Source organism: Paenibacillus sp. cl141a (genome assembly GCF_900109305.1).
GTDB classification, from domain to species: domain Bacteria; phylum Bacillota; class Bacilli; order Paenibacillales; family Paenibacillaceae; genus Paenibacillus_AQ; species Paenibacillus_AQ lautus_A.
In genome coordinates this window covers 327,759-350,131 of the sequence record NZ_FNZO01000005.1, presented here as the reverse complement: position 1 = coordinate 350,131, position 22,373 = coordinate 327,759, and the positions used below count along the sequence as shown (strand labels likewise).

Sequence of the window (22,373 nt, the reverse complement as noted above, 5' to 3'; positions counted from 1 at the left end):
GGAGGAAGACTTATGGGCAAGAGAATTAAGTTAGCAGGGCTTCCGGTCATCAGCCTATTGTTGATCCTATGCTTGGGCTGCGGCAGCAAGCAGTCGGCCAGTTATGCGTCTCTGGTAAAATACGATGATCAAGAGTATATCGGAAAAGGCACTGAGGGTGCCGAGGCTTTTGCGGAGTCGGAATTGACCTTGGCGGGTACGATCCAGAAGCGGCTCGAGCCTGATCAATATCCGGATACGCATTTATCGTCGAACGAGCTGCCCGAAGGCACGGAAATCTATGTCGTCGATGAATATACGTTGGTGGCTTTGCAGGAAGGCCGAAGATTCAAGGTGTTTGAGCGCATGGAATAAATGAATGCAGATGAACGATGAGCGTCCCTGGTGTCTGGAAACAGATGCTGGGGGCGTTTTTTTGGGGAGGGTGCTTATGATGAAATTAGAAAACGAAAAAATGTTAAGAATTCCCTTGACTCCAATTTAAAATAATGTATTATAAATATATCGAACGGATATATCAAATAGATACATTGTTGAAATGTGGTGATGATTTTGTTGGAGTACATTCTCCTCGGCATGCTGATGGAAGGAACGATGAGCGGCTATGATCTTAAGAAAACAATCGACAGCACGGTAGGCACATTCTACAAGGCGAGTTACGGCAGTCTTTATCCTGCGCTCAAGAGACTTGCGGACAAAGGTATGGTTACGTTGACCGAAACCGATAACAGTAAGAATAAGAAGCTGTATACATTGCTGCCAAGTGGTCGAATCGCGTTCCTCGAGTGGTTGTCGGGACCGATGCAGTCAGGACGCAATGAGCAACTGATCCGCATTTTCTTTTTTGATTATTTGGATGAAGACCTTCGCCAAAAACGTTTGGCTGAATATCTATTTAAGCTGGATCAGGAAATTCACATGCTGGAAGCAGTACAGAGCGTCGTGGCGGGAGAGTTGGCTGATATTGAAAACCCGGAAAATTACTATTATCGGGTATCGGTTCTGTCTTATGGGCTGAATCATTTTCAAATGGAACGGCAATGGTTGAGGGATATTATGGAGAGGAAGGATTTGAACCATGTCAAACCCGAGAACTAAGGCTTCTTTTTCACAAAAAAGACCGATTTTAACTGTAGTCATTATCGAGGTTCTGCTGTTGTTAGCCGTATTTGCAGCCGGAGCCTATGCGACCATCAAGGAATTAAGTTATACTTCGCCCGTTCTGATCTCGTTTATCCCCATCACTCTGGTGATGATTGCATATTTTACATGGAAGAAGAAGTGGAATGCGCTCGGTTTCCGTAAACTCAGCAGTATTCCAGCCAACGGTTGGGTCTACTATTCTCCCTTGCTCCTTATTCTGATTGTCATCTCGTTCAAAGGAATGCACGATATCAGCGCTTCGGAAGTCCTGTTCTTTCTATTCTTTACCCTGCTCGTTGGTTTTGTGGAGGAGAGCATTTATCGGGGATTGATTCTGAAGACGCTGCTGCCAAAAGGCATAAAAACGGCCGTGATCACCTCCAGCATCCTGTTCGCTGTCACGCATGTACTGAACGTCTTATCGGGGCAGGATGCATTCCAAACGATTTTACAGATCGTATATGCTCTGCTAATAGGCACTGTACTCGCCTTGCTGATGGTGAAGAACAAAAATATTCTCCCTCTGATTCTTTTCCACTTCCTTCACAACTTTATCCAGTTTGTAGGTAATGACAATAGTGACGCATTTATCGGCTACGATCTGTTCCTTTTGCTGGTGCTGGCCGTTCACTGTGTCTGGCTGTCACTGTCGCTGAGAAGGCCTGTCGTATCAGCCAGCGCAAATCAAGCGAGCTAGATAATATTCTAACGGTTCAGCATGATCTGTCTATTTAATTGAACTAACTTTATTGGAACTAAATTTATAAGACTAGCCGTATAATGCATCTTCTCGAATGGGATGTATGTCCGGTTGTCTTTTTTATCTAGGCTTCGTTTCTATCGAATGGTATAATATTCCTGGTTCAAATTAACTAGATTTGAAAGACTTACATTCTGATAAGAGATGAGGTTCATTCATGTTCAAGAAAATGTTGGTTCTGCTGTTGGCGGTTTGCGTGATGGTTCCCAGCGTGGCCGGTGCAGCATATGGCGAGCCGGGCAAGGCAAGCGCCAAGATTGCAATGCTGCTGCCCGATGGCACGCCCTTGATGGAGGACGGCACGGTCTGGATTACGTACAGCCGTCTTCCCATCAACCGAATCCCGATTCCGATGGGGGGAGATCTGAAGTTCATCGCGGGCTCCAGCGGATACGGATTCGGTGTCAATAACGCGGGAGGACTGGTCATGTGGGGGGAAGCGGGATATCAGGCCGTAGCGGGTGCGAATCATGTGAAACAGGTTGGACAAGGTTACTGGTTGACCTCTGACGGTTTCGTCCATCGCATGGTTGATTCCAAGCCGCAGACGGTAAAGGGGTTTGAGGGGATTTCCATTTTTGACGAGAACAACGGGATTATCGGCGGCGTTACCCAGTCGGGGACGGTCTTATACCATAATCGTGCTTATACGCCGGAGCCTGTGGTTCTGGGTCAAGCAGCGGACGTGGGCGCGATCCGCAAAATCAAGGTTGCCGGAGACTATGCCGCTATTCTGTACAATGACGGAAGACTTGTGCTGTTCAGTACCCTTCGAATCAATGGCAGCACGACTTACCTGTCCCAAAACTTGATTAGCGATGGGGCTGATATTTCTTTCGGTAAAGAACAGAAACTGATTTTCGTCAAAAAGGACGGAACGATGTGGAATGCCCGATTGGATGTATTCACGCAAACATTTGAAATGACCCCGATGAAGGGAATCAGCGGAGTGAAAGAGATTGTGGGAATCGAAGGCTCCAAAAGCTTTTTTGCCCGGTTATCGGATGGGACTTGGACCGAGTATGATAATGGACAGTTATATGATGTGACGGTTCCGAGCATTACGGGAGTTACGCTAAATGTAGCGAACAGCAAGCCGAAGGTGGGAAGCTCCATCACGCCAACGGTCGAGTTTCAGTACAGCAGCGGAGAGAAGCACAAGATTCCGGCGAATATGATCGCTTTGTCCGTAGACAAGCCGCATTTAATTAAAGCTGGAGATAAAGGAACATACAAAATCACGGGTGTGGGCGAAGTCACACTGACAGTCGAGGCCGCGGGCAAGAAGCAGTCCGTGAAAATCGTTTCAGGGCTTGGCAAGCCGCTGGAGAACGCCAAACAGGAGAAGGGAATTACCTACCTGCCTCTGAAGCCGGTGTTCCAAGCCGTGGGAGGCTCGGTCCAATATCAGGCTGCTTCCAAGACCTTCGATATTACCGTAGGAGAAACCAAGCTTTCCGTTAAGGCAGGAAGCAAGCAGGCGAAGATCAACGGCAAAACCGTGAACATGAAAGGCACTCCGATCCAGAACAAAGGGGAGACGCTCGTATCCGCGGATCTGTTGACCGCAGCACTGGGTGCGAAACTGAAATGGGACGCATCCAAACAGCAAATGACCGTGACGCTGGGCGCGGCACAATTCGTCGTAAAGGGCGAGCCGAAGAAAGCAACGAGCAGCGGCAACACCGGAAGCGCCGGGAAAAGTAAAATGTCATCGGTCCCTGCGACCGGAAGCATGGCTGGTTGGAGGCTGCTAAAAGGCCATGAATATGAAAAATCCTTGCGCATTTATTACCAATACAAGAATGGCATCCTGTCAACCAAAACGGAAGATATCCGCAAAGTGGATTTGAATAAAAAAGTGACTTGGACGGATGATTACGGCCGCAAGCATATCAACACCGTCCGTGAAATCTACTCCCTGTTCACCCTTTCGAATGAATACACCTCAGAATGGCTTCACAAAAAGTTCGGAAAGCTTTATGAGGACTGGCTGCTTAGCTCTTTGGTAGATGCCGCTCGGATTGTTGAGCAGTATTTGCAAGAGACCGGTCAGATGCCGAGTTATGCACCCAATGTCACCCTGACGCCGGATGCGGTATTCGAATACGAGTAAGTGCACACGAGCAAGCAAAAAAAGATATTCTCGTTTCGGATAAGGGCCAGGATTTTCCTGGTCCTTTTTGCTATGGAAGCGATCCTTTCTCGTGGACGAATACGATCCCGCTTCAAGCTCGATCCATCTCCCTTATGCGGCGAATATTATAACTTACATCAAAATATAGTAAACGTAAATGCAAGCCCTGTTACTTGCAATTTTAAATACAAAGGGGGGACATTCATGAAGCGAAGGACACCGCCTGACCGATTGGCTGAGCCGGGGGCCGCCGATACTCCGCCTCCCAGAAGGCACACCCTGTTTTGGAGAATGTTCGCGAACTATTTTCTCCTTATTCTCATCCCCGTCATTGTTGCTTCGGTTCTTGCTCAGGTGCTTGTCGTTCGCATCATCGAAAAAGATGCCGAGCGTTTTAACCAAGTGGTGATGAACCGGTTCTCCGAGCAGACGGATGCCGAGCTTCAATCGCTAAAGACAAGCATGATTAATATCCTGAGCACATCCAGATTACGGAGCGTGCTGCTCGCTCCCATGTCTTCGTCGCCGGAAAGCCAGCCCCCTCCGGAACTGCTTCATTCCCTGCGGGAGCAGCTGCAGCAGCTGGAATCGGATGAGTTGGTCGAGAAAGCTTATTATTATTTTGTCCATCAGGATTTAATGATCGATGCCGAAACCTATACGAACAAAGCGTATTATTTTCGTTCCCGCTATCCCTTGGATCTGAACCGCCGCCACCAGCTGGAAGCCGAATTATCCGGCAAGAAAATGATGGATTTCATGGATTCTCCCGATGCCGTGACGGCTTCCATGAGTTACCCGTTCAATACCGCCTCCCCTGAAGTTTACCTCCTGGTCGAAGTGAAACGAGACAAGCTTGAAGAGCGGATTCATATTCCGGAGAGCTGGATCACGGGCACGGCCATAGTGGATGATACTGCCCAAGTGATCGCCCGGACCGGTTTGACTGAGCAGGACCGGCTCGCCCTGCAGCAGCGAATACGCACGGATGGTTTCGCTTCGCAATTTACGATATCGGACAAGATGGGGCTGTCCTTCATGGCGTCCGGCTTCAACGAGTCCTGGCATTATATCAGCATGGTTGATCTAGGCACATTGATGAAGCCGGTCCATATTACCCGCTTAATCTGCTGGTTGTTCCTCCTGTTCTTCCTCATTGTCGGCGCCCTCGCCTCGTATTATTTAAGCCGGCGCTTGTACCGGCCGATTCGGGAGATCAAGGATGGCTTGAAGCTGCATCATGCTCCGAATGAAGAGGGGCGTTACGAAGGCAACGAGTTTGACGTCATCAAACGCTACTCCCAGTTCATCATGACCGAGAATAAAGAGCTGTACCAGATGGTGAACGGGATGCTGCCGATTGTGCAGGAGCAGTTTTTCACGAAAATCCTGCTGGGGCAATACCGTGATGCCTTATCGATTGAGTATTATGCCAAGGAGATTGAGTTTGCCTACAGCCATAAGGCGGTGAGAACCGTCCTATGCATCTCTTTCCACTATGAGCGATCGTTTTATGATGCGACATCGGAATCCGCCAAGATCTTTTTGCTGACGGAGCTGAAGGACAAAATCCACCGGCTGGCGCCCGGCATGGTCTGGATCTGCCAGACAAGGCCGGATTTGATGGCTTGCGTCATCCAGCATGATCACATCACGGAGGGTTATCCAGAACGAATGGCGGAGCAGATCAGGCACGTGTTTCTGGAATACGGTGTCTATTATAAAGCGACGATCGGGATCGGCAGAACCGTTCATGCCATCGAAGAGCTGCATCAGTCCTATGAGCATGCGCTGGCCATGCTGAATTACCGGGGACTGCATTCCACGGTGGAGATTTGCGGCAGTCCGCCTTCAAGGGAGCTGCAGCAATGGGACTCTTTCCTGTCCGTGCAGGAGGTACAGCGGATCCACAACCAGTGCAAAACCCGGGAGTATGACAAGCTGCTCCATTCCGTGCTGAATCTGCTGGAGGAAGGGAAGCGCAAGGATGCAGCAGCCGTGCAGATGAAATATCTGCTCGCCGATGTGCTCAACACCTGGATTCGGGCGGTAGAGTCGGAACGCAATGAATTGAACGTCCCCTATTATTCCGGTCTGTTCGAGCGAATGAATCGCTGCATGACATGGGACGAGCTGACGCAATGCTTCCAGGACATTCATGGCTTTCTGTTCCGGAAACCGGCCTCCAGCAGCCGCAGCCAACAATTTATGGAGATTCTGGAGTACATTCACGAGCACTACGATCAAGAGCTGTCGATCGAGCATTTTGCCGGCATGATGAATATGTCCATCGGGCATTTCAGTCGAACCTTCAAGGAAGAGGTCGGCGAGAAGTACGTGGAATATATCGCGAAGTACCGGCTGATGAAGGCAAAGCAATTTTTGCTTGAAACCGATTTGAAAATAGACGAAATCGCTGAAAAGGTGGGGTATTGGGGGAGGAATTCCTTGATTCGGGCTTTCCGCCGATATGAAGGCATTACGCCTGCCAAATACCGGAGTTCCCATCAATAGGAAAGAAGAGACTGCATTATTTTCTGAAGTCTCTTTTTTTGCATGGAACAGGCCGAAAGCCTTGCGGCGCAGGCATAACAAAACATGCGTCTTACGGAAAAGATGTTTGCTTTACGCGAAGGAGGCACGGCTCGTATAGTGGGGACAACAACAAACGAATGTAAATGCTTTCAATCGGAGGTGGGGATTATTGGCGCAGCTATCACGGATCGGCTACGTTCTGAAAAAGCATAAAGCGTTGTACTTGCTGATGCTGCCGGGCATCTTGTACTACTTGATATTCAAGTACGCGCCGATGTACGGCATCATCATTGCCTTCCAGGACTATTCGATCGGCCGGGGCATTTTGGGAAGCAAATTTGTGGGACTGAAGCATTTCATTGAATTTTTCTATGTCACCCCCGATGCATGGAAGCTGATTCGCAACACGATCATGCTGAATGTGTACGATCTGCTGTTTCATTTTCCGGCGCCGATCATTCTGGCGATCCTGTTCCATGAGCTGAAGAGCAAATGGTTCAAACGGTTTGTGCAAAACATCAGCTACATGCCGCATTTCCTGTCGACCGTCGTGATCGCGGGCATTCTCGTCACCTTCCTGTCTCCGACCACGGGCGTGGTGAACCATCTGCTCGTCAAGCTGTTCGGCATCGAGCCGATCATGTTTCTCGGCATGCCGGAGTGGTTCCGGACGGTGTACGTGGGCTCCGAAATATGGCAGAAGGTCGGGTGGGGGACCATTCTCTACCTGGCTGCGATTGCCGGCATCGATCCGACACTGTACGAGGCGGCCAAGATGGATGGGGCCAACCGGTGGCAGCAGATCCGGCATATTACGTTCATCGGCATGGTGCCTGTCATGATTATTCTGTTCGTGCTGTCGCTCGGCAATTTCATGGAGGCCAGCTTCGAAAAAATCCTCTTGATTTACAACACGATGAATTACGAAACCGCGGATGTCATTAATACCTTTGTGTACCGGCGGGGCATCCTGGATGCCGATTTCAGCTTCGCGACCGCAGTAGGCCTGTTCCAGTCGGCGATAGGCTTCATACTGGTCGTTGCGGCCAATCGGGTCGTACGCAAATATTCGGAGACCAGCCTGTGGTAAGGGAGGTGCGCGATGAAAAAGCAGGAAAGCTTCGCTTCGAAGCTGTTTGACGTATTCAATATATTGTTCATGATTGTGCTGATCATGGTAATGGCCTACCCGATGGTGTACGTATTCTCGGCTTCCATCAGCAACAATGCCATGGTCGCGAGCGGCGCGGTGCTGCTGTGGCCGAAAAAGATTACGCTGATCGCTTACGAACAGCTCATCTATAACCCCGATCTCTGGGTGAGTTACTGGAATACGATCCGGTACACGTTCCTGCATACGTTGCTGACGCTGATCGCAACCTCGGCGATGGCGTATCCGCTGGCGAAGCGGTGGCTGCCCGGCCGAAGAGCGATTCTGCTCATGGCAGCGTTCACGCTTCTCTTCAGCGGGGGCATGATTCCAACCTTCCTGATCGTTCAGAAGCTGGGGATGCTGGACACGATCTGGGCGATCGTCCTTCCGTCGCTGATCAGCACTTGGTACCTGTTCATTATGCGGACATTCTTCGAGGCGCTGCCGGAGGAGCTTGAGGACGCGGCTGCCATCGACGGATGCGGATCCATGCAGATTCTGATGCGGATCGTCCTGCCGCTATCCGTGCCGGTAATGGTCACGATCGGCCTGTTCACGGCGGTGAATCAATGGAATTCCTTCTTCAGCGCTTTGATCTATTTGAATGACCGGGAGATGTACCCGCTGCAAATCATGATGCGCAACATCCTGATCGCCGGCACGAACGTGCAGGGCGAAGGCGACCTGACGCATCTGGAAACGCTGAAATACGCCATGATCATGATCGGGACGCTGCCGATCCTGTGCATCTATCCGTTTATCCAAAAATATTTCGTACAGGGCACGATGATTGGCGGCATTAAGGGATAGTCATGGATTCTCGGGAATCCATCTCTATACGATGTGATGATAAAAAAAGGAGGTTATGGAATGCGGCAAAAGGGGTTCAGAACTGCGCTTGCCATGATCCTGCTCTGCGCGATGCTGGTTACGGGCTGCACCGGCGGCGGCAAGGACGATTCAGGGACGTTAAGCCCTGACAAACCGGTTACTTTTTCATGGCTCGTATACGACCGGGTGGAGGGCAAGGTTCGGGATGACTGGGATATTTTCAAAGAGATCGAGGCCAAGACGGGCGTCAAAGTAAAGTTCCAGATCGTCAGCCAGGAAGGGCTTGAGGAGAAAAGGCAGATCATGATTGCCACGAATACCGCCACGGATTTTATCCAGGTGCCGACGCAGGACGGCCGGGAGCATGGGCCGGAGAAGGTGTTCCTGAATCTCCATGATTATTTGGATCGGGCTCCGAATCTGAAAGCCTTTTACGAGAAATATCCTGAAGCCAAGGCGCTGGCAACGGGCACGGACGGAGGCTTGTATACCGTACCTGTCCTGGAAGGGGATGCGGAAGGCAAGGGCTTCAACTTTATCTGGTATGCCCGCAAGGACATTATGGATCAGCACGGGATACAGGCGCCGACCACCGTGGATGAATTTTATCAATATCTGAAAACGTTGAAGGAGAAGGTTCCGGACTCCTACCCGCTCATATCGAATGCGATCGTAGGAGACACGGGGCTGTATACGACCTTCGGGCGTATCTTTACCGGCATCAGCGGTTTCTACAACCTGGATCCAACCACGGATCAATACGCATTCGCGCCGTATCATGAGAATTATCAGGATATGCTGGTATACCTGAATAAGCTGTATGCGGAAAAATTGCTGGATCCGGAATTCTCGCTGCTGACGCAAGCGCAGTGGGAGGAGCGAATACTGACGGGCAAATCCTTGGTGACGTTTTTCTGGAAGGCCGATCTTGAATCCTTGGTTGCCAAGGCGAGGGGTGCCGGTACGGCGGAATATGAGCTGGACGCGATTCCTTCTTTTGCCGCCGAAGGGATCAAGAACTATCAGTTCTCCCGCCCGGTCGTTGGCACCGTCGGCCGAGCGATATCGGCCAAAGTGAAGGATAAGGAGCGCGCCGTCCAATTCCTCGATTATTTGGTCAGCGAAGAGGGAACGAATTATCTGTCCTTAGGAATCGAAGGCAAAACGTATACGATGGAGGATGGCAAAGCGGTATATAACAAGGAGTTCGGCGAATCTCCGTTTAATGCCCTGCGCAAGGACTGGGGCGTATGGTATGACCTGATCACGCTGAATAACGCCAAGTCGCGGGAAGTGTGGGAGCGCGGGTTAAGCGAGAAGAGCAAGGATATCAATGCAAGGTATGAGCAGTATATCGTCCCGGCACCGAAGCAGATCGTCAAGACGGAAGAGGAGCTGGAGCTCGAGAAATCGAAGCTCAACAATCTGAATAAATTCCTTGAACAGAAGGTAACGGAGTTCGTAACCGGCAAAACGCCGATTAACGATTCCACGTATCAGCAATTCATCGATCAAGCGAAGAAACTCGGCTCCGACGAACTCCTTGCCATGTATAACACCGCATATACGCGCACATACGGCGGCAAGTAATTCTTAATGGAGATGGGGGGAATCAGGCAATGGACGATACCAAAATCATCGATGTCGACGTTCATAACGAGCAGGACGACAGGGCGCTGCTGCCATATCTGCAGGAGCCCTGGCGCTCCCGGGTAGCGGCATCCGGCATCGGGTATGCAGGCTCAGGGTATTACTCGCCGATCGGCGTGATGAAAAAAGACTCGATCCCTCCGGGGGGAGGCAAGGCCGGCTCCGATCCCGATTATATGATCAAGCAGCTGATCGAAGGCTACAATCTGGACTATGCCGTATTGACGGGAGTCGTCTATAACATCGCCTCCACGCATGATCCGGATTATGCAGCGGCGATATGCTCGGCTTATAACGATTATCTGATCGCCGAGTGGCTTGGCAAGCATAAAGCTTTTAAGGGAGCCATGGCGGTAGCTACCCAGGACCCGCTGCTGGCGGCACGCGAGATCGATAGGATCGGCAGCCATCCGGATATCGTAGAGGTGATGATCTCCAGTGCGGCGAGGTCGCCGCTGGGACAGCGTCACTATCACCCGATCTACGAAGCGGCGGCGCGTAACGGCCTACCGGTCGCGGTCCATCCAGGAGCGGAAGGCGGCGGGAGCTCGACGGCTCCCACCGCAGCCGGCTACCCGACCCGGTATATCGAGTGGCACACCTGTCTCTCCCAGATGTTCATGGCGCATCTGGTGAGCATGGTCTGCGAAGGCGTGTTCGTGAAGTATCCGAACCTCAAGGTCGTTCTGGTTGAAGGCGGTGTAGCCTGGCTGCCGGGCCTGATGTGGCGGCTGGACAAAAACTACAAGGCACTGCGCGCAACCGTGCCCTGGCTGACGAGAATGCCGAGCGAGTACATTCGGGATCACTGCTACTTATCGACGCAGCCGATCGAGGAGCCGGATAATCCGCAGCATCTCATCGATCTCTTCAATATGATCGATGCCGAGAACATGCTGCTCTATTCCAGCGATTATCCGCATTGGGATTTCGACTCGCCTGGCCATATCCTGCGGGGGTTGAAGCCGGAAGCGCGGCGGAAAATCTTTTATGAGAATGCGAAGCAGTTGTACAGGTTGGATTGAGGGAATGGATGATGTCGCGGAGTTGGATGGAACAGCTCTGGGACTAATGAATACTAGATGTGGACTGGGCAGATGCCGTAACTCGATTTACCGGAAGTCATGGGAATTTGACAGGGATTAACTAAGATCCTCTGGATGAATCGCACCAGTGAAGATAAACTCATTCAATAAACTGGGCAAGGGGGAATAACCGTTTCCAACGAACAGGGGTTGAAGTTAAGGAGGTGCATGCATGGCGGTACATTACGTGCTGTCGGAGGAAGACGTTCCAGAGGGTGAGCACAAAGTCGTCAACATCGAGGGACGCGAAATCGGCATCTATCGGGTCAACGGCGAGTATCATGCGATACTCAACTACTGCCCGCACCAAGGAGCACCGATCTGCGCAGGACTAGTCTCGGGTACGACGCTGCCCTCGGAGGTGTACGATTACGAATACGGCCGGGCAGGCGAGATCGTCCGATGTCCCTGGCATGGCTGGGAGTTCGACCTGCAGACCGGCAAGTCGCTGTTCAGCGACCGGATCCGGGTGAAGAAATACAAGGTGGAGATTCATGAGGGCAAGATCGGAGTGGTGATGGGAAGGTAGCAGGCGGGTGGTTGAAAGCATGCCATATGGAGCAGCGAGATTCACCTAAAGCAAATGAACACGGCGGCGGCTTACAACAGATGTGATGGGAAGATGCGGGAGCTCGTTGGGGACTGAGTCGATTAAGGTGCTTTCGTTTTGCGTTGGGATATAACCGGATGTTTGGCATTTCACTGATGGGACACGGAGATATAACGGAATGTCGCAGTTCGTTGATGGGGCGCAGGGATGAAACGAGTCATCGCCAGTTCATTGATGGACGCTGGGCTATAACGCGGAATGTCGTCATTTCGTGGTCTACTCCTTGGCTACATCGGGCCCTGCCGCCATGATTTGGGATTACTTAACGGGAAAATGCAGGTTTCATTGCGGATCAGTAGCGCTCAAGAGACTAATGTCAGCTTTTAACGGACCGTAGATCCGTTATTAGAGGTAATAACGCGATTATTTACCATCTTCCGGACTCCAGATCCGCTATTGTGTGGATTAAAGGTACAAATACCGGCAAGATGGCAAAATAAGGCCCTTTGAGTCCGCTCCCCCGCTACTAAAGTGCTGTTTTTCGAGAAATAAGGTATTCTGAGTCCGTTAGGAAGGCCAAGGCCCTCACGACCAAGGAGCAAGCGGAGTTCGGACATATGGAATGATATTGCGATCCATTGGCAGACGTCCGGTTATCAGATGAATTTCTGCTCATTCCCCAGTTCTCTGCTCGTGGCGATAATGAAAAAGAGCGAGGATTGAGGGGCACGCGCTCCTCAAACTCGCTCTTTTAGTCATGCCGATATTGCCGACAGGTAGAGTTGTTTTCTACTATAATTCCCTCACACCACCTGCGACAAAACCAAGCCCCCGTAAGCGAACGCGGCCAGGATCACCAAGGCCGGGTGGATCTTGCGGATGTTCATGGCCCAGAAGGCGACAGCGGCAATGCCGAGGGATTGCAGGAGGCCGATGGAGATGACGGAGCTTTTGCCGATCTGCCAGGTCAGGGTCAGCATCATGATGGCGATGACCGGCTGAACCAGCAGGGTCATGCCTTTGACCACGGGCGACGTGCGGTATTTCTGCAGCAGATTCAGCAGCCAGATGAGCGCCACCGCGGAAGGGATGACCGTCGCCGCGAGGGCGAGGGTCAAGCCCATCCAGCCGGATACGCCGTATCCGACAAAAGCGGCGATTTTGGTGGCGATCGGCCCGGGAAGCGCGTTGCCAAGCGCAAGCATGTTGGAGAATTCCGGGTCGGTCAGCCAGCCGTGATTCGTGACGATTTCCTTATACATAAGCGGGATCGAAGCAGGACCGCCGCCATAACCGAGCACGTTGGAGACAAAAAAGCTGATCAGCAGCTGAAGCCATTCTTCCATCAGGCCGACCCCTCCTTATCCCGTCTTTGTTTTTTGAGTTTGGCTACGGTTCTAAAATGCACGGTGCCATAAGCAAGGAACAGCATAATGACGAGGGCCGGATGGATCTGGATGCTCTCCAACAGGAGAAACGACAACACAAAAAACCCGATCCCGGCATAAATGCCAAGTCCCTTCACGGCCTTCTCGCCGAATTCGTAAGCCATCGTGCCCAGCATGACCGCAATGACCGGCGTAACGCCGGCAATCATGCCCGCCACGACTTTGGAGCTGCTGAGGAACGTCACCGCCGACAGCAGCGCGATCATCGCGATGCAGGTCGGGAGGATATGCGCAAGAACCGCAACCACCGCGCCTAGCACCCCTTTTTCCCGGTAACCGAGATAGGCGGCCATCTTCGTGGCGATCGGACCCGGGAGCGCATTGGCCAGAGCCAGCACCTCTCCGAATTCATCGTCGCTGAGCCAGCCGTAACGAACGACGGCCTCATGCCGGATCAGCGGAATGACGGAGGGACCCCCGCCATAACCGAGTATGCCGGTTCGGAACATGCCGAGCGTTAATTCAATGTATGGATTGCTATGTTTATCATCCAAGGGTAGGAGTCCTTTCTGTCGAAAATCAGAGTCTGATGCCCATTCGGCTTTTATAGCGCTTGATTAAAATCTGCGTGTCCACGCTGGTTATGCCCGGAAGCGGGTAAAGCTTCTCGTTTAAAAACATCTCCATTTCCTTATGATCGGCAAACAAGCCGTGCATATGCAGTTTGCTGGGACCGGTCATATGATACAGGCTGGTGACATATGGCTCGTTCTCCAGTGTGTCCGCCACTTGCTGCAAATATTTGGGCTCAACCTCCACATTGAAAAAAGCGGACACCGAAATCCCCACTTTCTCCGGATTAATGACAGCCGCGAAGCGCTCAATGACGCCGTCATCGACCAGGGCATTGACCCTGGCCTGCGCGGCCACGCGGGACAAACCGATCTCCTTGGCCAAATCCGTGTACGAGATTCGCCCGTTTTTTCCGAGAATCGCAATAATTTTGCGGTCCGTATCATCAATCATGGGAGACGAGTTCTCGCCGGCAGCGTGAATATTCATGGATTGCAGCTCCTTTAGTTTTACTTATATGTAAGACTAACCTCATGTGAATATTACAAAACGTAATTTAAATCAAAGTTATACTTACGATACGTTTAAATATATAAGTTCTTTATAATATTTACAATATGATTTGCCAAATTTGAAACTTTTGCTCCGCATTTCAAGTCTAAGACTATGGATAGAAAAAGATAGATTTGAATGATTTGGATGTTGACATGCCTCAATGGAGAAGGCGGAATGATTCTGGAGAAGCGAAGCGGTCCCCCTTGATGCGTAGTGCTGAAAGGGCTACTGGTTAGAATCCATTTTGCAATTCTATTAAATGGTTCATTTTATATAATTACCCTTTTATATCAATTTATGATAGGATAAACGAGATGAATAACTAGCTTCTCAGGATTTTTATTTGGAAAGGCGGCATGGATATGAAGAAATTATTTTGCCTCATTCTGGTTATCGTTATGCTGATCCCGGCGAGCATCGTCTCGGCGGCGGGCACAACCACTCAAGCCAAGTCGAAGGACAAACCGATAAATCTCGTGTTTGCAGGTGACATTCTGTTAGACGGATACGTGGGAAACCAGATTGATAGATTCGGTAACCTATATCCATTTAAGAAGGTAGCCCCCATCTTGAAAAAGGCGGATATGGCGTTTGCCAACCTGGAGACGCCGGTCTCCATTCGCGGCAAGGCTGCGGATAAAACCTTTGCTTTCCGTTCGAAGCCGGACACGCTCAAGGGCCTGGTATACGCGGGAATAGACGGCGTCACGCTGGCGAACAACCACATCCTGGACTATGGCCAGCAGGCCATGCTGGACACGATCACGCATCTGAAACGCCAGAAGATCGGGTATACGGGTGCTGGGCGAAATATAGACGAGGCCTTCAAGCCTTACGTGCAGAACATTAACGGGAAGAACGTCGCGGTGCTGGGCGTCAGCCGGGTGCTGTCGGACAATTCCTGGATTGCGGGCAAGAACCACCCGGGTGCTGCCTCCGCCTACACGATGGAGCCGATGCTGACCCATATTAAGAAGTCAGCCAAAACCAACGATTATACGATCGTATACATCCATTGGAACGAGGAATTCGCCGACTATCCGGAAGAATATGCGCGCAAGATGGCCAAGAAGATGATTGACGCCGGGGCCGACATCATTATCGGATCGCACAGCCATACGTTGATGGGCATCGAATATTACAAGAACAAGCCGATTTATTATTCGCTCGGCAACTTCGTGTTCAACCGCTCCACCCGGGGCGGAGACAAAACCCTGCTGTCGATGATGGTGCATGTTGAGATTCAGGACTCCAAGATCACGAGCCGGATTACGCCCGTGAAGATTATTCAAGGCCAACCGAATTTGATGGATAAGAAGTATAATAAAGAAATCATCACGAAACTGAACAAACTCTCCTACAATGCAAAAATTGATGCCAACGGCAACGTCAGCAAAAAATAATAGGGAATCTTGAAAACAACTGCGGCTATAAGCTGCGGTTGTTTTTTTGTGCGCTTTTTGGAAGCTTACCTTAAAAACAAGTCGGAAACTGGCGGCGAGGCGTTTGTTTTCATTCCCCGCATTTCGACAAAAGCTGCGCTTACGCCACCCATCCGGAAATTCCTGCCGAAAAAATAAAATAAAATTTTACAAAATGTATTGTAATTTAAAATAAAATTTCAATATGATGAAGGGAAGAAGACGGGTTAATTTCGTTCGTCGGAAGCGGTAATACGAATCGGCAGCATACTTATTTGCAGCCCTTCCAGCTAATGACTGAATGTAAAACCGATACCGGCAGAGTTAACTTGGTCTTAACACAGATTGGAGGTGGAATTAACAAGCGAGCGCTATACTCCCGAGTAGGTCTTTCGTTCATGAGCGGACTTACAACCGAGAGGAACCAGAGTCCAAGCATAGAGAAGGAGGAATTCATGTACATGTTAAGGAGCAAAAAGAGAATATCATCGCTGCTCAGCGGTGTGATGTTTCTATCGCTGCTGTTTCCCGCAGGACAAGCTGCTGCCGCCGACCCAGCGGCAGCAGCTGCATCGGTCATTGATATGCGGCAGATGGAGATCGGGCCGGGGGCTACATACACGTGGGCGAATATGCAAAAAGGCAGCGGCGAGCAGAAGGTCCATATGGTGGAGTTTGATCCATCGCAAGGAAATTTGGAACTTCAGCCGGGTCTCACCGATGGCAAGGTATACGGCATGCAGGGAGTCAGCAAAATGGCGTCGGATGCTGACAAGGCAGGCAACCGCGTCATCGCGGCGGTGAACGGGGATTTCTACGATATGTCCACCGGAATTCCGCTCGGATTGTTCATGGGGGACGGAGAGCTGTTGACGGATCCGCCCAGCGGCCGGAACGCCTTTGGCATTAAACAGGACGGAACGAGCCTCTACGGCAGTCCGAAATTAACGAAAAATGTGACGATAGGCGGAACGGTCAGCAGCCTGTCCTCTATCAACCGTCTAAGAGGGACGGACGCACTTGTGCTTTATACCGAAAAATTCAATGCCACCACGATGACCAATAATCTGGGTGACGAAGTGATTCTGGATATCGTGAGCGGCAGGGTCGCCAGCGGAGAGACCTTGACGATGAAGGTGGTCTCGGTTGTTAAGGACCAGGGAAATTCGCCGATCGGCCAAGGTCAAGTGGTTTTGTCCGCTTCGGGCTCGCAGCGGAGCAAGCTTGCCGGGCTGAAGGCAGGGGATGAAGTGACGGCGGCTTTTCAGCTGGATAACGAGTGGCAGGACGTCACGATGGCGATTGGCGGCACCGTGATGCTGGTCAAGGATGGGGTCGTGCAGCAGCATACCGATCCGGCTGTACACCCGAGAACGGTAGTGGGCACCAAAGCGGACGGATCAGTTGTGCTATTCGAGGTTGATGGCCGCCAGCCGGGGTTCAGTGAAGGGCTTAACTACATCGAGCTTGGCGAAATGCTGCAGGAGCTTGGCGTGATTAACGCACTGAACCTGGACGGAGGCGGTTCGGCCACCTTCGTTGCCCGCCTGCCGGGAGAAACGGAGCGCAAGGTGCTCAACTCGCCGTCGGACGGCGGGGAACGCAAAACGGCCAACGGCATTTTGCTGGTGAACAAGGCGCCTGAAGGAGCGGCGGATAAACTTGTCGTTGCACCGACGCTGGAAAGAGTGCTGACCGGTTCATCCGCTACCTTCAAAACGGCGGCCGTGGACCAGAATCTGCATCCGGCGAAAATGACGGAGGCCGCGGTTTGGAGCGTTGACCCAGCCTATGGTACGATCGACGCCAGCGGTACGTTGACGGCAGGCAACCAACCTGGAGTGACAGAGGTATCCGTACAATCCGGTAATCTGACGGGTAAAGCCGCACTGGAAGTCGTCGATGAGCTGACTGAGCTCAAGTTCTCCGACGCTGTGAAGACTTTCTCCTCCGGCTCGACCGAGACGCTCAAGGTCACGGCGCTTCGCAACGGTCAAGTGGTACAGGCCGATAATAGCCGTTTGGAGTGGCGTATCGAAGGCGATATCGGGACGATTGACGGAAGCGGAACGTTTACCGCTACGGATAAGCAGGACGTCAGCGGCAAAATCTTCGTGAAGTACGGTCCAATCGAGACCTCAATCGAAGTGAACGTCGGTCTTCCACCGGTCATGCTCGAGGATTTCGAGAACGGCCTTAGCCGTTATAAACCAAGCGCGGGTGCGCAGTTCAAGTCGACCCAGGTATCCATTGAAACCGATGAGACCTATATTCGTTCCGGGCATGGCGCCTTGAAGCTGGAGTACGATTTTACCGGAATGACCGGTACCTCCGGTGCTTATCTGCAGACGAACGGCACCGCGGACAATATCGAAATTCCGGGCTATCCGGAGAAAATCAGCATGTGGGTCTACGGAGACGGCAACGCGCACTGGCTCCGTGCCCAAATTCGTGACAGCAAGGGTGCGATCCCGCTTGATTTTACCGATCAGACGGTCGGCGTCGATTTCAAGGGATGGAAGTATCTCGAAGCGTCCGTGCCCAAAGGAAGAACCCTTCCGCTGGTGATGGACATGCCGGTTCGATATATGGAAACACAGGCCGCGAAAAAAGACGCCGGTGCCATCTACGTGGACGAAATTCGCGCATTGTACGGTCCGGCCAACGACGATATCGATCCGCCGGTTCTGAAGAAATTCTCGCCGGCCGACGGTGCGGAGATTACAGAGAACACGCCGACCATTACCGTGTATGCCGAGGATGCAGGCTATGATCCTGTCGCACACCCGGGAACGACGCTGATCGATCCGGACAAAATCCGGTTCTATCTGGACGGCAGTCTGGTGCAGCATACCCTGTATCCGCCGGAAGGAAGAATCCATTACACGCCGAGCGTTCCGCTCGCCGATGGTGTTCATCAGGCAAAAGTCACCGTCCGCGATCTGTCGGGCAACCAAACGACCAAGGAATGGAACTTCACCGTAAATACCGGTGCAGCCAAGGTGGTGTACGATACGCCGGAAACGATCTATGTTGGCGGCAGTTACACGCTGGATATCGGCGGTGTGAAGACATCCCAAATTCGCAGCGGTCATGTCGATTTCCAATTTGATCCCACCAAAGTGGAGAATCTGGAGCTCATACCGGGGGACAAGCTGAGTGCAACCCAGGTTAGCGCAAGCATCGATGGTACAACAGGAAAGGTAAGCGTGGCTTGGAAGGACATCCATACCGCATCCCTGCAGGATACGGATTGGATCGGCCAAATCCGGTACGACGTGAAAAAGAACGCAACCGGCAGCAGCATCATAGCTCTCACGTCCGGGGCGGTATCCTTTACCGATACGGGCAATACCGAGTTTTCGTTTTACGGTCTTCCGATCGAATCGCAGATCGCAACGCATTATGCGCTGAGCTGGAATGAGGAAGGAATCGTAGAGGGATACGAAACGGTGTTCGAAGTTGCCGATGCCCAAGGGCAGCCCGTGGAAGGCGTACAGATCTTGGCAGACTCGGCGGCGGTCGGAACAACGGATGCGACGGGTATCCTGAAGACCGGGGCGCTGACGTCCCAGGTCAAAACGTATACCGTGCAGGCCGTCAAAGGCAATCAATACAGTCCGGCATTGGAGTTCAAGGTTTCGCCGCTGGCCGGAAGTCCTACTCCTTTCAACATCAGCGTGGGCATGGGAGAAGATCCGGCCACGTCGCGGATGCTGAACTGGCACACGGACCCGGCGACGGAGGGGACCGTCGTGGAACTAGCGAAGCAATCCGAATTCACGGATTTCGATGCGCCGAACGTCCAGAAGTTCAATGGTGCCAGCGAGCTGTACCATACCTTGGACCTCGGCACTGTACGCGTCCATAAAGCGACGGCGTCCGGACTTGAGCCGGGCACAGAATATGTGTACCGTGTGGGCGACGGGCAAGGTCAATACAGTACACAAGGCTCGTTTAAAACAACGGAACTCGCGGGAGACACAACGAAGTTCCTGTATTTTGCGGATTCCCAGGCATCCACCGCCAAAGAGTTCGAGCTGTGGGGGAATACGATCGACAAGGCCGCAGCCGAGCATCCGGACGCCGAATTCATGGTCCATGCGGGGGATATGGTGGACAAGGGCTTCCTGGAGGAGCAGTGGAACCATTGGTTCGCTGAAGCCCAGAAGCATTTCCTGAATACGACGTTAGTGTCGGCCATCGGCAACCATGAAGTGATGGGGACCAAGGAAAACGGGGACTTCCTGGCTCACTTTAACCAGCCGGGCAATGGCCTGGACAGCCTGAAGGGAACCAACTTCTCTTTTGATTACAAGGACGTTCATTTCATTATGCTGAACAGCGAGTATCAGCTGGAGGAGCAGAAGAAGTGGCTCCAGCAGGATTTGGCTAGCAATGACAAGGATTGGACCATCGCGATGTTCCACCGCGGTCCATACGGCAGCATCTATGATTCCGCCGAGGTACGCAGCCTGTGGGCGCCGGTGCTGGAGGAGTCCGGCGTGGATCTTGTGTTAAACGGACATGATCATATTTATATTCGTTCTTACCCGATGATGAACAACCAGATTGCTGCGGACGGGAAGGGCACGACTTACGTCGTGGCAGGATCGTCAGGGCCTAAATTCTACTCCCACACGGAGCGGGGCTGGCATGAGGTTGTCGACGATGAACCAGCACAGATGTATGCTTCTGTGGAAGTGGAGGGAGACGAGCTTTATTACGTAACCAAAACGGTTGACGGACGCGTCGTGGATGAGTTTACGTTGTCGAAATCGGCTACGAAGCCGGAGCCGCAGCGGATTGAAGTAACTCCAAACCAGCTGACACTAGCTGTAGGCGAGAGCCAAAAGTTGTTGGCTCAAGTGAAACCACGCAGGGCGGAACAAACCGTTGTATGGTCCGTCTACCATTCCGAACCGTCGGATGACGTCATCAGCGTATCCGTAGACGGCATCGTGACGGCTCAAGGGCTGGGCAATGCCGTCGTCAGAGCGACCAGCACGGCGGCACCGGATGTCTATACAGACGTGAGTATTACGGTAGACCGAATCCCGAACGGCAGCATCGAATCGATCCTCTTAAGCGGCAAATCCGAGCTGAAGGTCGGGGATACCGATAAGACGGTAACCGAGGCGGTTTATACCGACGGCAGCCGTATCCGTTTAATCGAAGGCATCACCTATGCGAGCAGTAAGCCGGACGTAGCTTCCATTGATGAACAGGGCTCGGTACGGGCTTTGGCAGAAGGGGCAACCGTTATTTCGGCAACCTATGAAGGGTTTAAGTCGGAATATGATTTGAAGGTGATCACCCGTGGTGGAGGGAATCCCGATCCGGGACCGGAGCCGCCGGTAGACCCGCCCGTGCAACCGCCGGTAACACCACCGGTTACGCCTCCAGTAACGCCGCCCGTGACACCGCCGTCATCAGGCAGCATCACCTTATCGGGAAGCGAGCTTGCAGCTAAACTGTCGAACGGGCAAGTGACCTTGTCGGTGGACGGAAACTTTACGGATATCACGCTGCCAGGGAATGCAGCAGACATCCTCAAGGATGGTTCGATCCACCTTGAAGCGAAGAATTTGTCCATAACGATCCCGGCCGAAGTGCTTCGCCAGCTGGGCGCCCTTGCAGATGCAGGCCAGCTTGAGAAGGGCACGATAAAACTGAGTGCCGCCACCTTAACGGAGGCCGAGATGAAGCAGCGGATCGCGCAAGCTGCCCGCGTCTCCGGCGCTAAGCTGACAGCAGCCGGAGCCATGCTGGAGTTCGAGCTTAAACTGACGGCAGCGGATGGCAAAGTCCACCGCTTAACCGAATTCGGTCATCCGATCATGCTAGAACTGCCGTTATCTTCAGATGCTGATGGCAAAAGAATCTCCATGTACTATGTATCCGGCAGCGGAGAGCTGGAGTATATCGGCGGTGTGAACAAAGACGGCCGCATGGCCGCAGGAATCCGCCATTTCAGTGCTTACGGTTTGCTGGATTACGAGAAAACCTTTGCGGATGTTCCAGCCTCGTTCTGGGCTGCCGAGGTGATCGGCGATTTGGCCGCGAAGCAGCTCATCGAAGGCGTAAGCGCGGACCGCTTCGCACCGGCGCAGCAAGTGACCCGGGCCGAGTTTGCCGCGATGCTGGTTCGTCTGCTGGATCTTAAGGCAGAAGGACCTGCGCCGTTCGCCGATGTAGCTTCAGGCAAATGGTACGCCGAGGCCGTGTCGGCGGCCGCCCAGTCCGGCATCGTGAACGGAACTGCCAAAGACCGTTTTGCACCGGACGCCCCGATCAAGCGCCAGGAAATGGCGGCGATGCTGGTGCGCGCTTATGCCCACGCGATGAAACAGCAGCAGGAGAACATCAGCGCGGGAAGCGGATTTTCCGATCTCGCCGAGTCCCCGGACTGGGTTCGGGAAGTGGTAGAAACCGCGCATGCCCTCGGATTTGTTCAGGGCCATACGCCGAGCCGTTTTGCACCGGAAGGTTTGACCACGCGTGCGGAAAGCGCGCAGGTCATCCATAATCTGTTGAATAAGCTGAAGTAAAGCTTAGGCGAATACCGCCTCTCTCCACTGTAGAACTTCGC

General features: G+C 52.3%; 15 protein-coding genes. 12 read left to right on the top strand and 3 right to left on the bottom strand.

Going from position 1 to position 22,373, the window contains the following annotated elements; translation table 11 throughout:
• The first annotated feature begins 12 nt into the window (after positions 1 to 12).
• The 10 genes from BMX45_RS16875 (at position 13) to BMX45_RS16830 (ending at position 11,823) form a co-directional block, all read left to right on the top strand.
• Positions 13 to 354 (top strand): hypothetical protein, encoded by a 342-nt coding sequence (locus BMX45_RS16875; protein ID WP_090910679.1) that lies wholly within the window; start codon positions 13 to 15, stop codon positions 352 to 354.
• A 192-nt stretch (positions 355 to 546) separates the two neighbouring features.
• Positions 547 to 1,098 (top strand): PadR family transcriptional regulator, encoded by a 552-nt coding sequence (locus BMX45_RS16870; RefSeq protein ID WP_090910678.1) that lies wholly within the window; start codon positions 547 to 549, stop codon positions 1,096 to 1,098.
• Positions 1,079 to 1,840 carry a CPBP family intramembrane glutamic endopeptidase gene (locus tag BMX45_RS16865; protein WP_090910677.1) on the top strand — a complete coding sequence of 254 codons (762 nt, stop codon included), beginning with the start codon at positions 1,079 to 1,081 and terminating at the stop codon, positions 1,838 to 1,840. The genes BMX45_RS16870 and BMX45_RS16865 overlap by 20 nt, the downstream gene beginning before the upstream one ends.
• Positions 1,841 to 2,060: 220 nt before the next feature.
• The gene (locus BMX45_RS16860) at positions 2,061 to 4,019 is read left to right on the top strand and encodes a copper amine oxidase N-terminal domain-containing protein (protein ID WP_090910676.1); all 1,959 of its coding nucleotides are present in this window, start codon (positions 2,061 to 2,063) and stop codon (positions 4,017 to 4,019) included.
• A 225-nt stretch (positions 4,020 to 4,244) separates the two neighbouring features.
• Positions 4,245 to 6,554 (top strand): helix-turn-helix domain-containing protein, encoded by a 2,310-nt coding sequence (locus BMX45_RS16855; protein WP_090910675.1) that lies wholly within the window; start codon positions 4,245 to 4,247, stop codon positions 6,552 to 6,554.
• Positions 6,555 to 6,744: 190 nt separating this feature from the next.
• On the top strand, positions 6,745 to 7,665 hold the full coding sequence (locus tag BMX45_RS16850) for an ABC transporter permease (protein WP_090910674.1): 921 nt from the start codon (positions 6,745 to 6,747) through the stop codon (positions 7,663 to 7,665).
• Between the two features lie 12 nt (positions 7,666 to 7,677).
• On the top strand, positions 7,678 to 8,538 hold the full coding sequence (locus BMX45_RS16845) for a carbohydrate ABC transporter permease (RefSeq protein ID WP_090910673.1): 861 nt from the start codon (positions 7,678 to 7,680) through the stop codon (positions 8,536 to 8,538).
• A gap of 60 nt (positions 8,539 to 8,598) precedes the next feature.
• Positions 8,599 to 10,149: an ABC transporter substrate-binding protein gene (locus tag BMX45_RS16840; protein ID WP_090910672.1), complete on the top strand. Its 1,551-nt coding sequence runs from the start codon at positions 8,599 to 8,601 to the stop codon at positions 10,147 to 10,149.
• Positions 10,150 to 10,178: 29 nt separating this feature from the next.
• The gene (locus BMX45_RS16835; protein ID WP_090910671.1) at positions 10,179 to 11,234 is read left to right on the top strand and encodes an amidohydrolase family protein; all 1,056 of its coding nucleotides are present in this window, start codon (positions 10,179 to 10,181) and stop codon (positions 11,232 to 11,234) included.
• A gap of 232 nt (positions 11,235 to 11,466) precedes the next feature.
• Positions 11,467 to 11,823, top strand: coding sequence for a Rieske (2Fe-2S) protein (locus BMX45_RS16830; RefSeq protein WP_090910670.1), 357 nt, complete (start codon positions 11,467 to 11,469; stop codon positions 11,821 to 11,823).
• An 824-nt stretch (positions 11,824 to 12,647) separates the two neighbouring features.
• Here BMX45_RS16830 and BMX45_RS16825 read toward each other — a convergent pair.
• From BMX45_RS16825 to BMX45_RS16815, 3 genes are read right to left on the bottom strand one after another with little or no spacing between them, the layout of a single operon-like run.
• Positions 12,648 to 13,190 carry a chromate efflux transporter ChrA gene (locus BMX45_RS16825; RefSeq protein WP_090910669.1) on the bottom strand — a complete coding sequence of 181 codons (543 nt, stop codon included), beginning with the start codon at positions 13,188 to 13,190 and terminating at the stop codon, positions 12,648 to 12,650.
• The gene (locus BMX45_RS16820) at positions 13,190 to 13,786 is read right to left on the bottom strand and encodes a chromate efflux transporter ChrB (protein ID WP_302847918.1); all 597 of its coding nucleotides are present in this window, start codon (positions 13,784 to 13,786) and stop codon (positions 13,190 to 13,192) included. The genes BMX45_RS16825 and BMX45_RS16820 overlap by 1 nt, the downstream gene beginning before the upstream one ends.
• Positions 13,787 to 13,811: 25 nt before the next feature.
• A complete protein-coding gene (locus tag BMX45_RS16815) occupies positions 13,812 to 14,294 on the bottom strand; it encodes a chromate efflux transcriptional regulator ChrS (RefSeq protein WP_090910668.1) in 483 nt (160 codons plus the stop codon).
• A 428-nt stretch (positions 14,295 to 14,722) separates the two neighbouring features.
• Between BMX45_RS16815 and BMX45_RS16810 the strand changes: the two genes are divergently transcribed.
• Both BMX45_RS16810 and BMX45_RS16805 read left to right on the top strand, forming a co-directional pair.
• Positions 14,723 to 15,763, top strand: coding sequence for a CapA family protein (locus BMX45_RS16810; protein WP_090910667.1), 1,041 nt, complete (start codon positions 14,723 to 14,725; stop codon positions 15,761 to 15,763).
• Positions 15,764 to 16,236: 473 nt separating this feature from the next.
• Positions 16,237 to 22,332: a phosphodiester glycosidase family protein gene (locus BMX45_RS16805; protein WP_175495128.1), complete on the top strand. Its 6,096-nt coding sequence runs from the start codon at positions 16,237 to 16,239 to the stop codon at positions 22,330 to 22,332.
• The last annotated feature ends 41 nt before the right edge of the window (positions 22,333 to 22,373 follow it).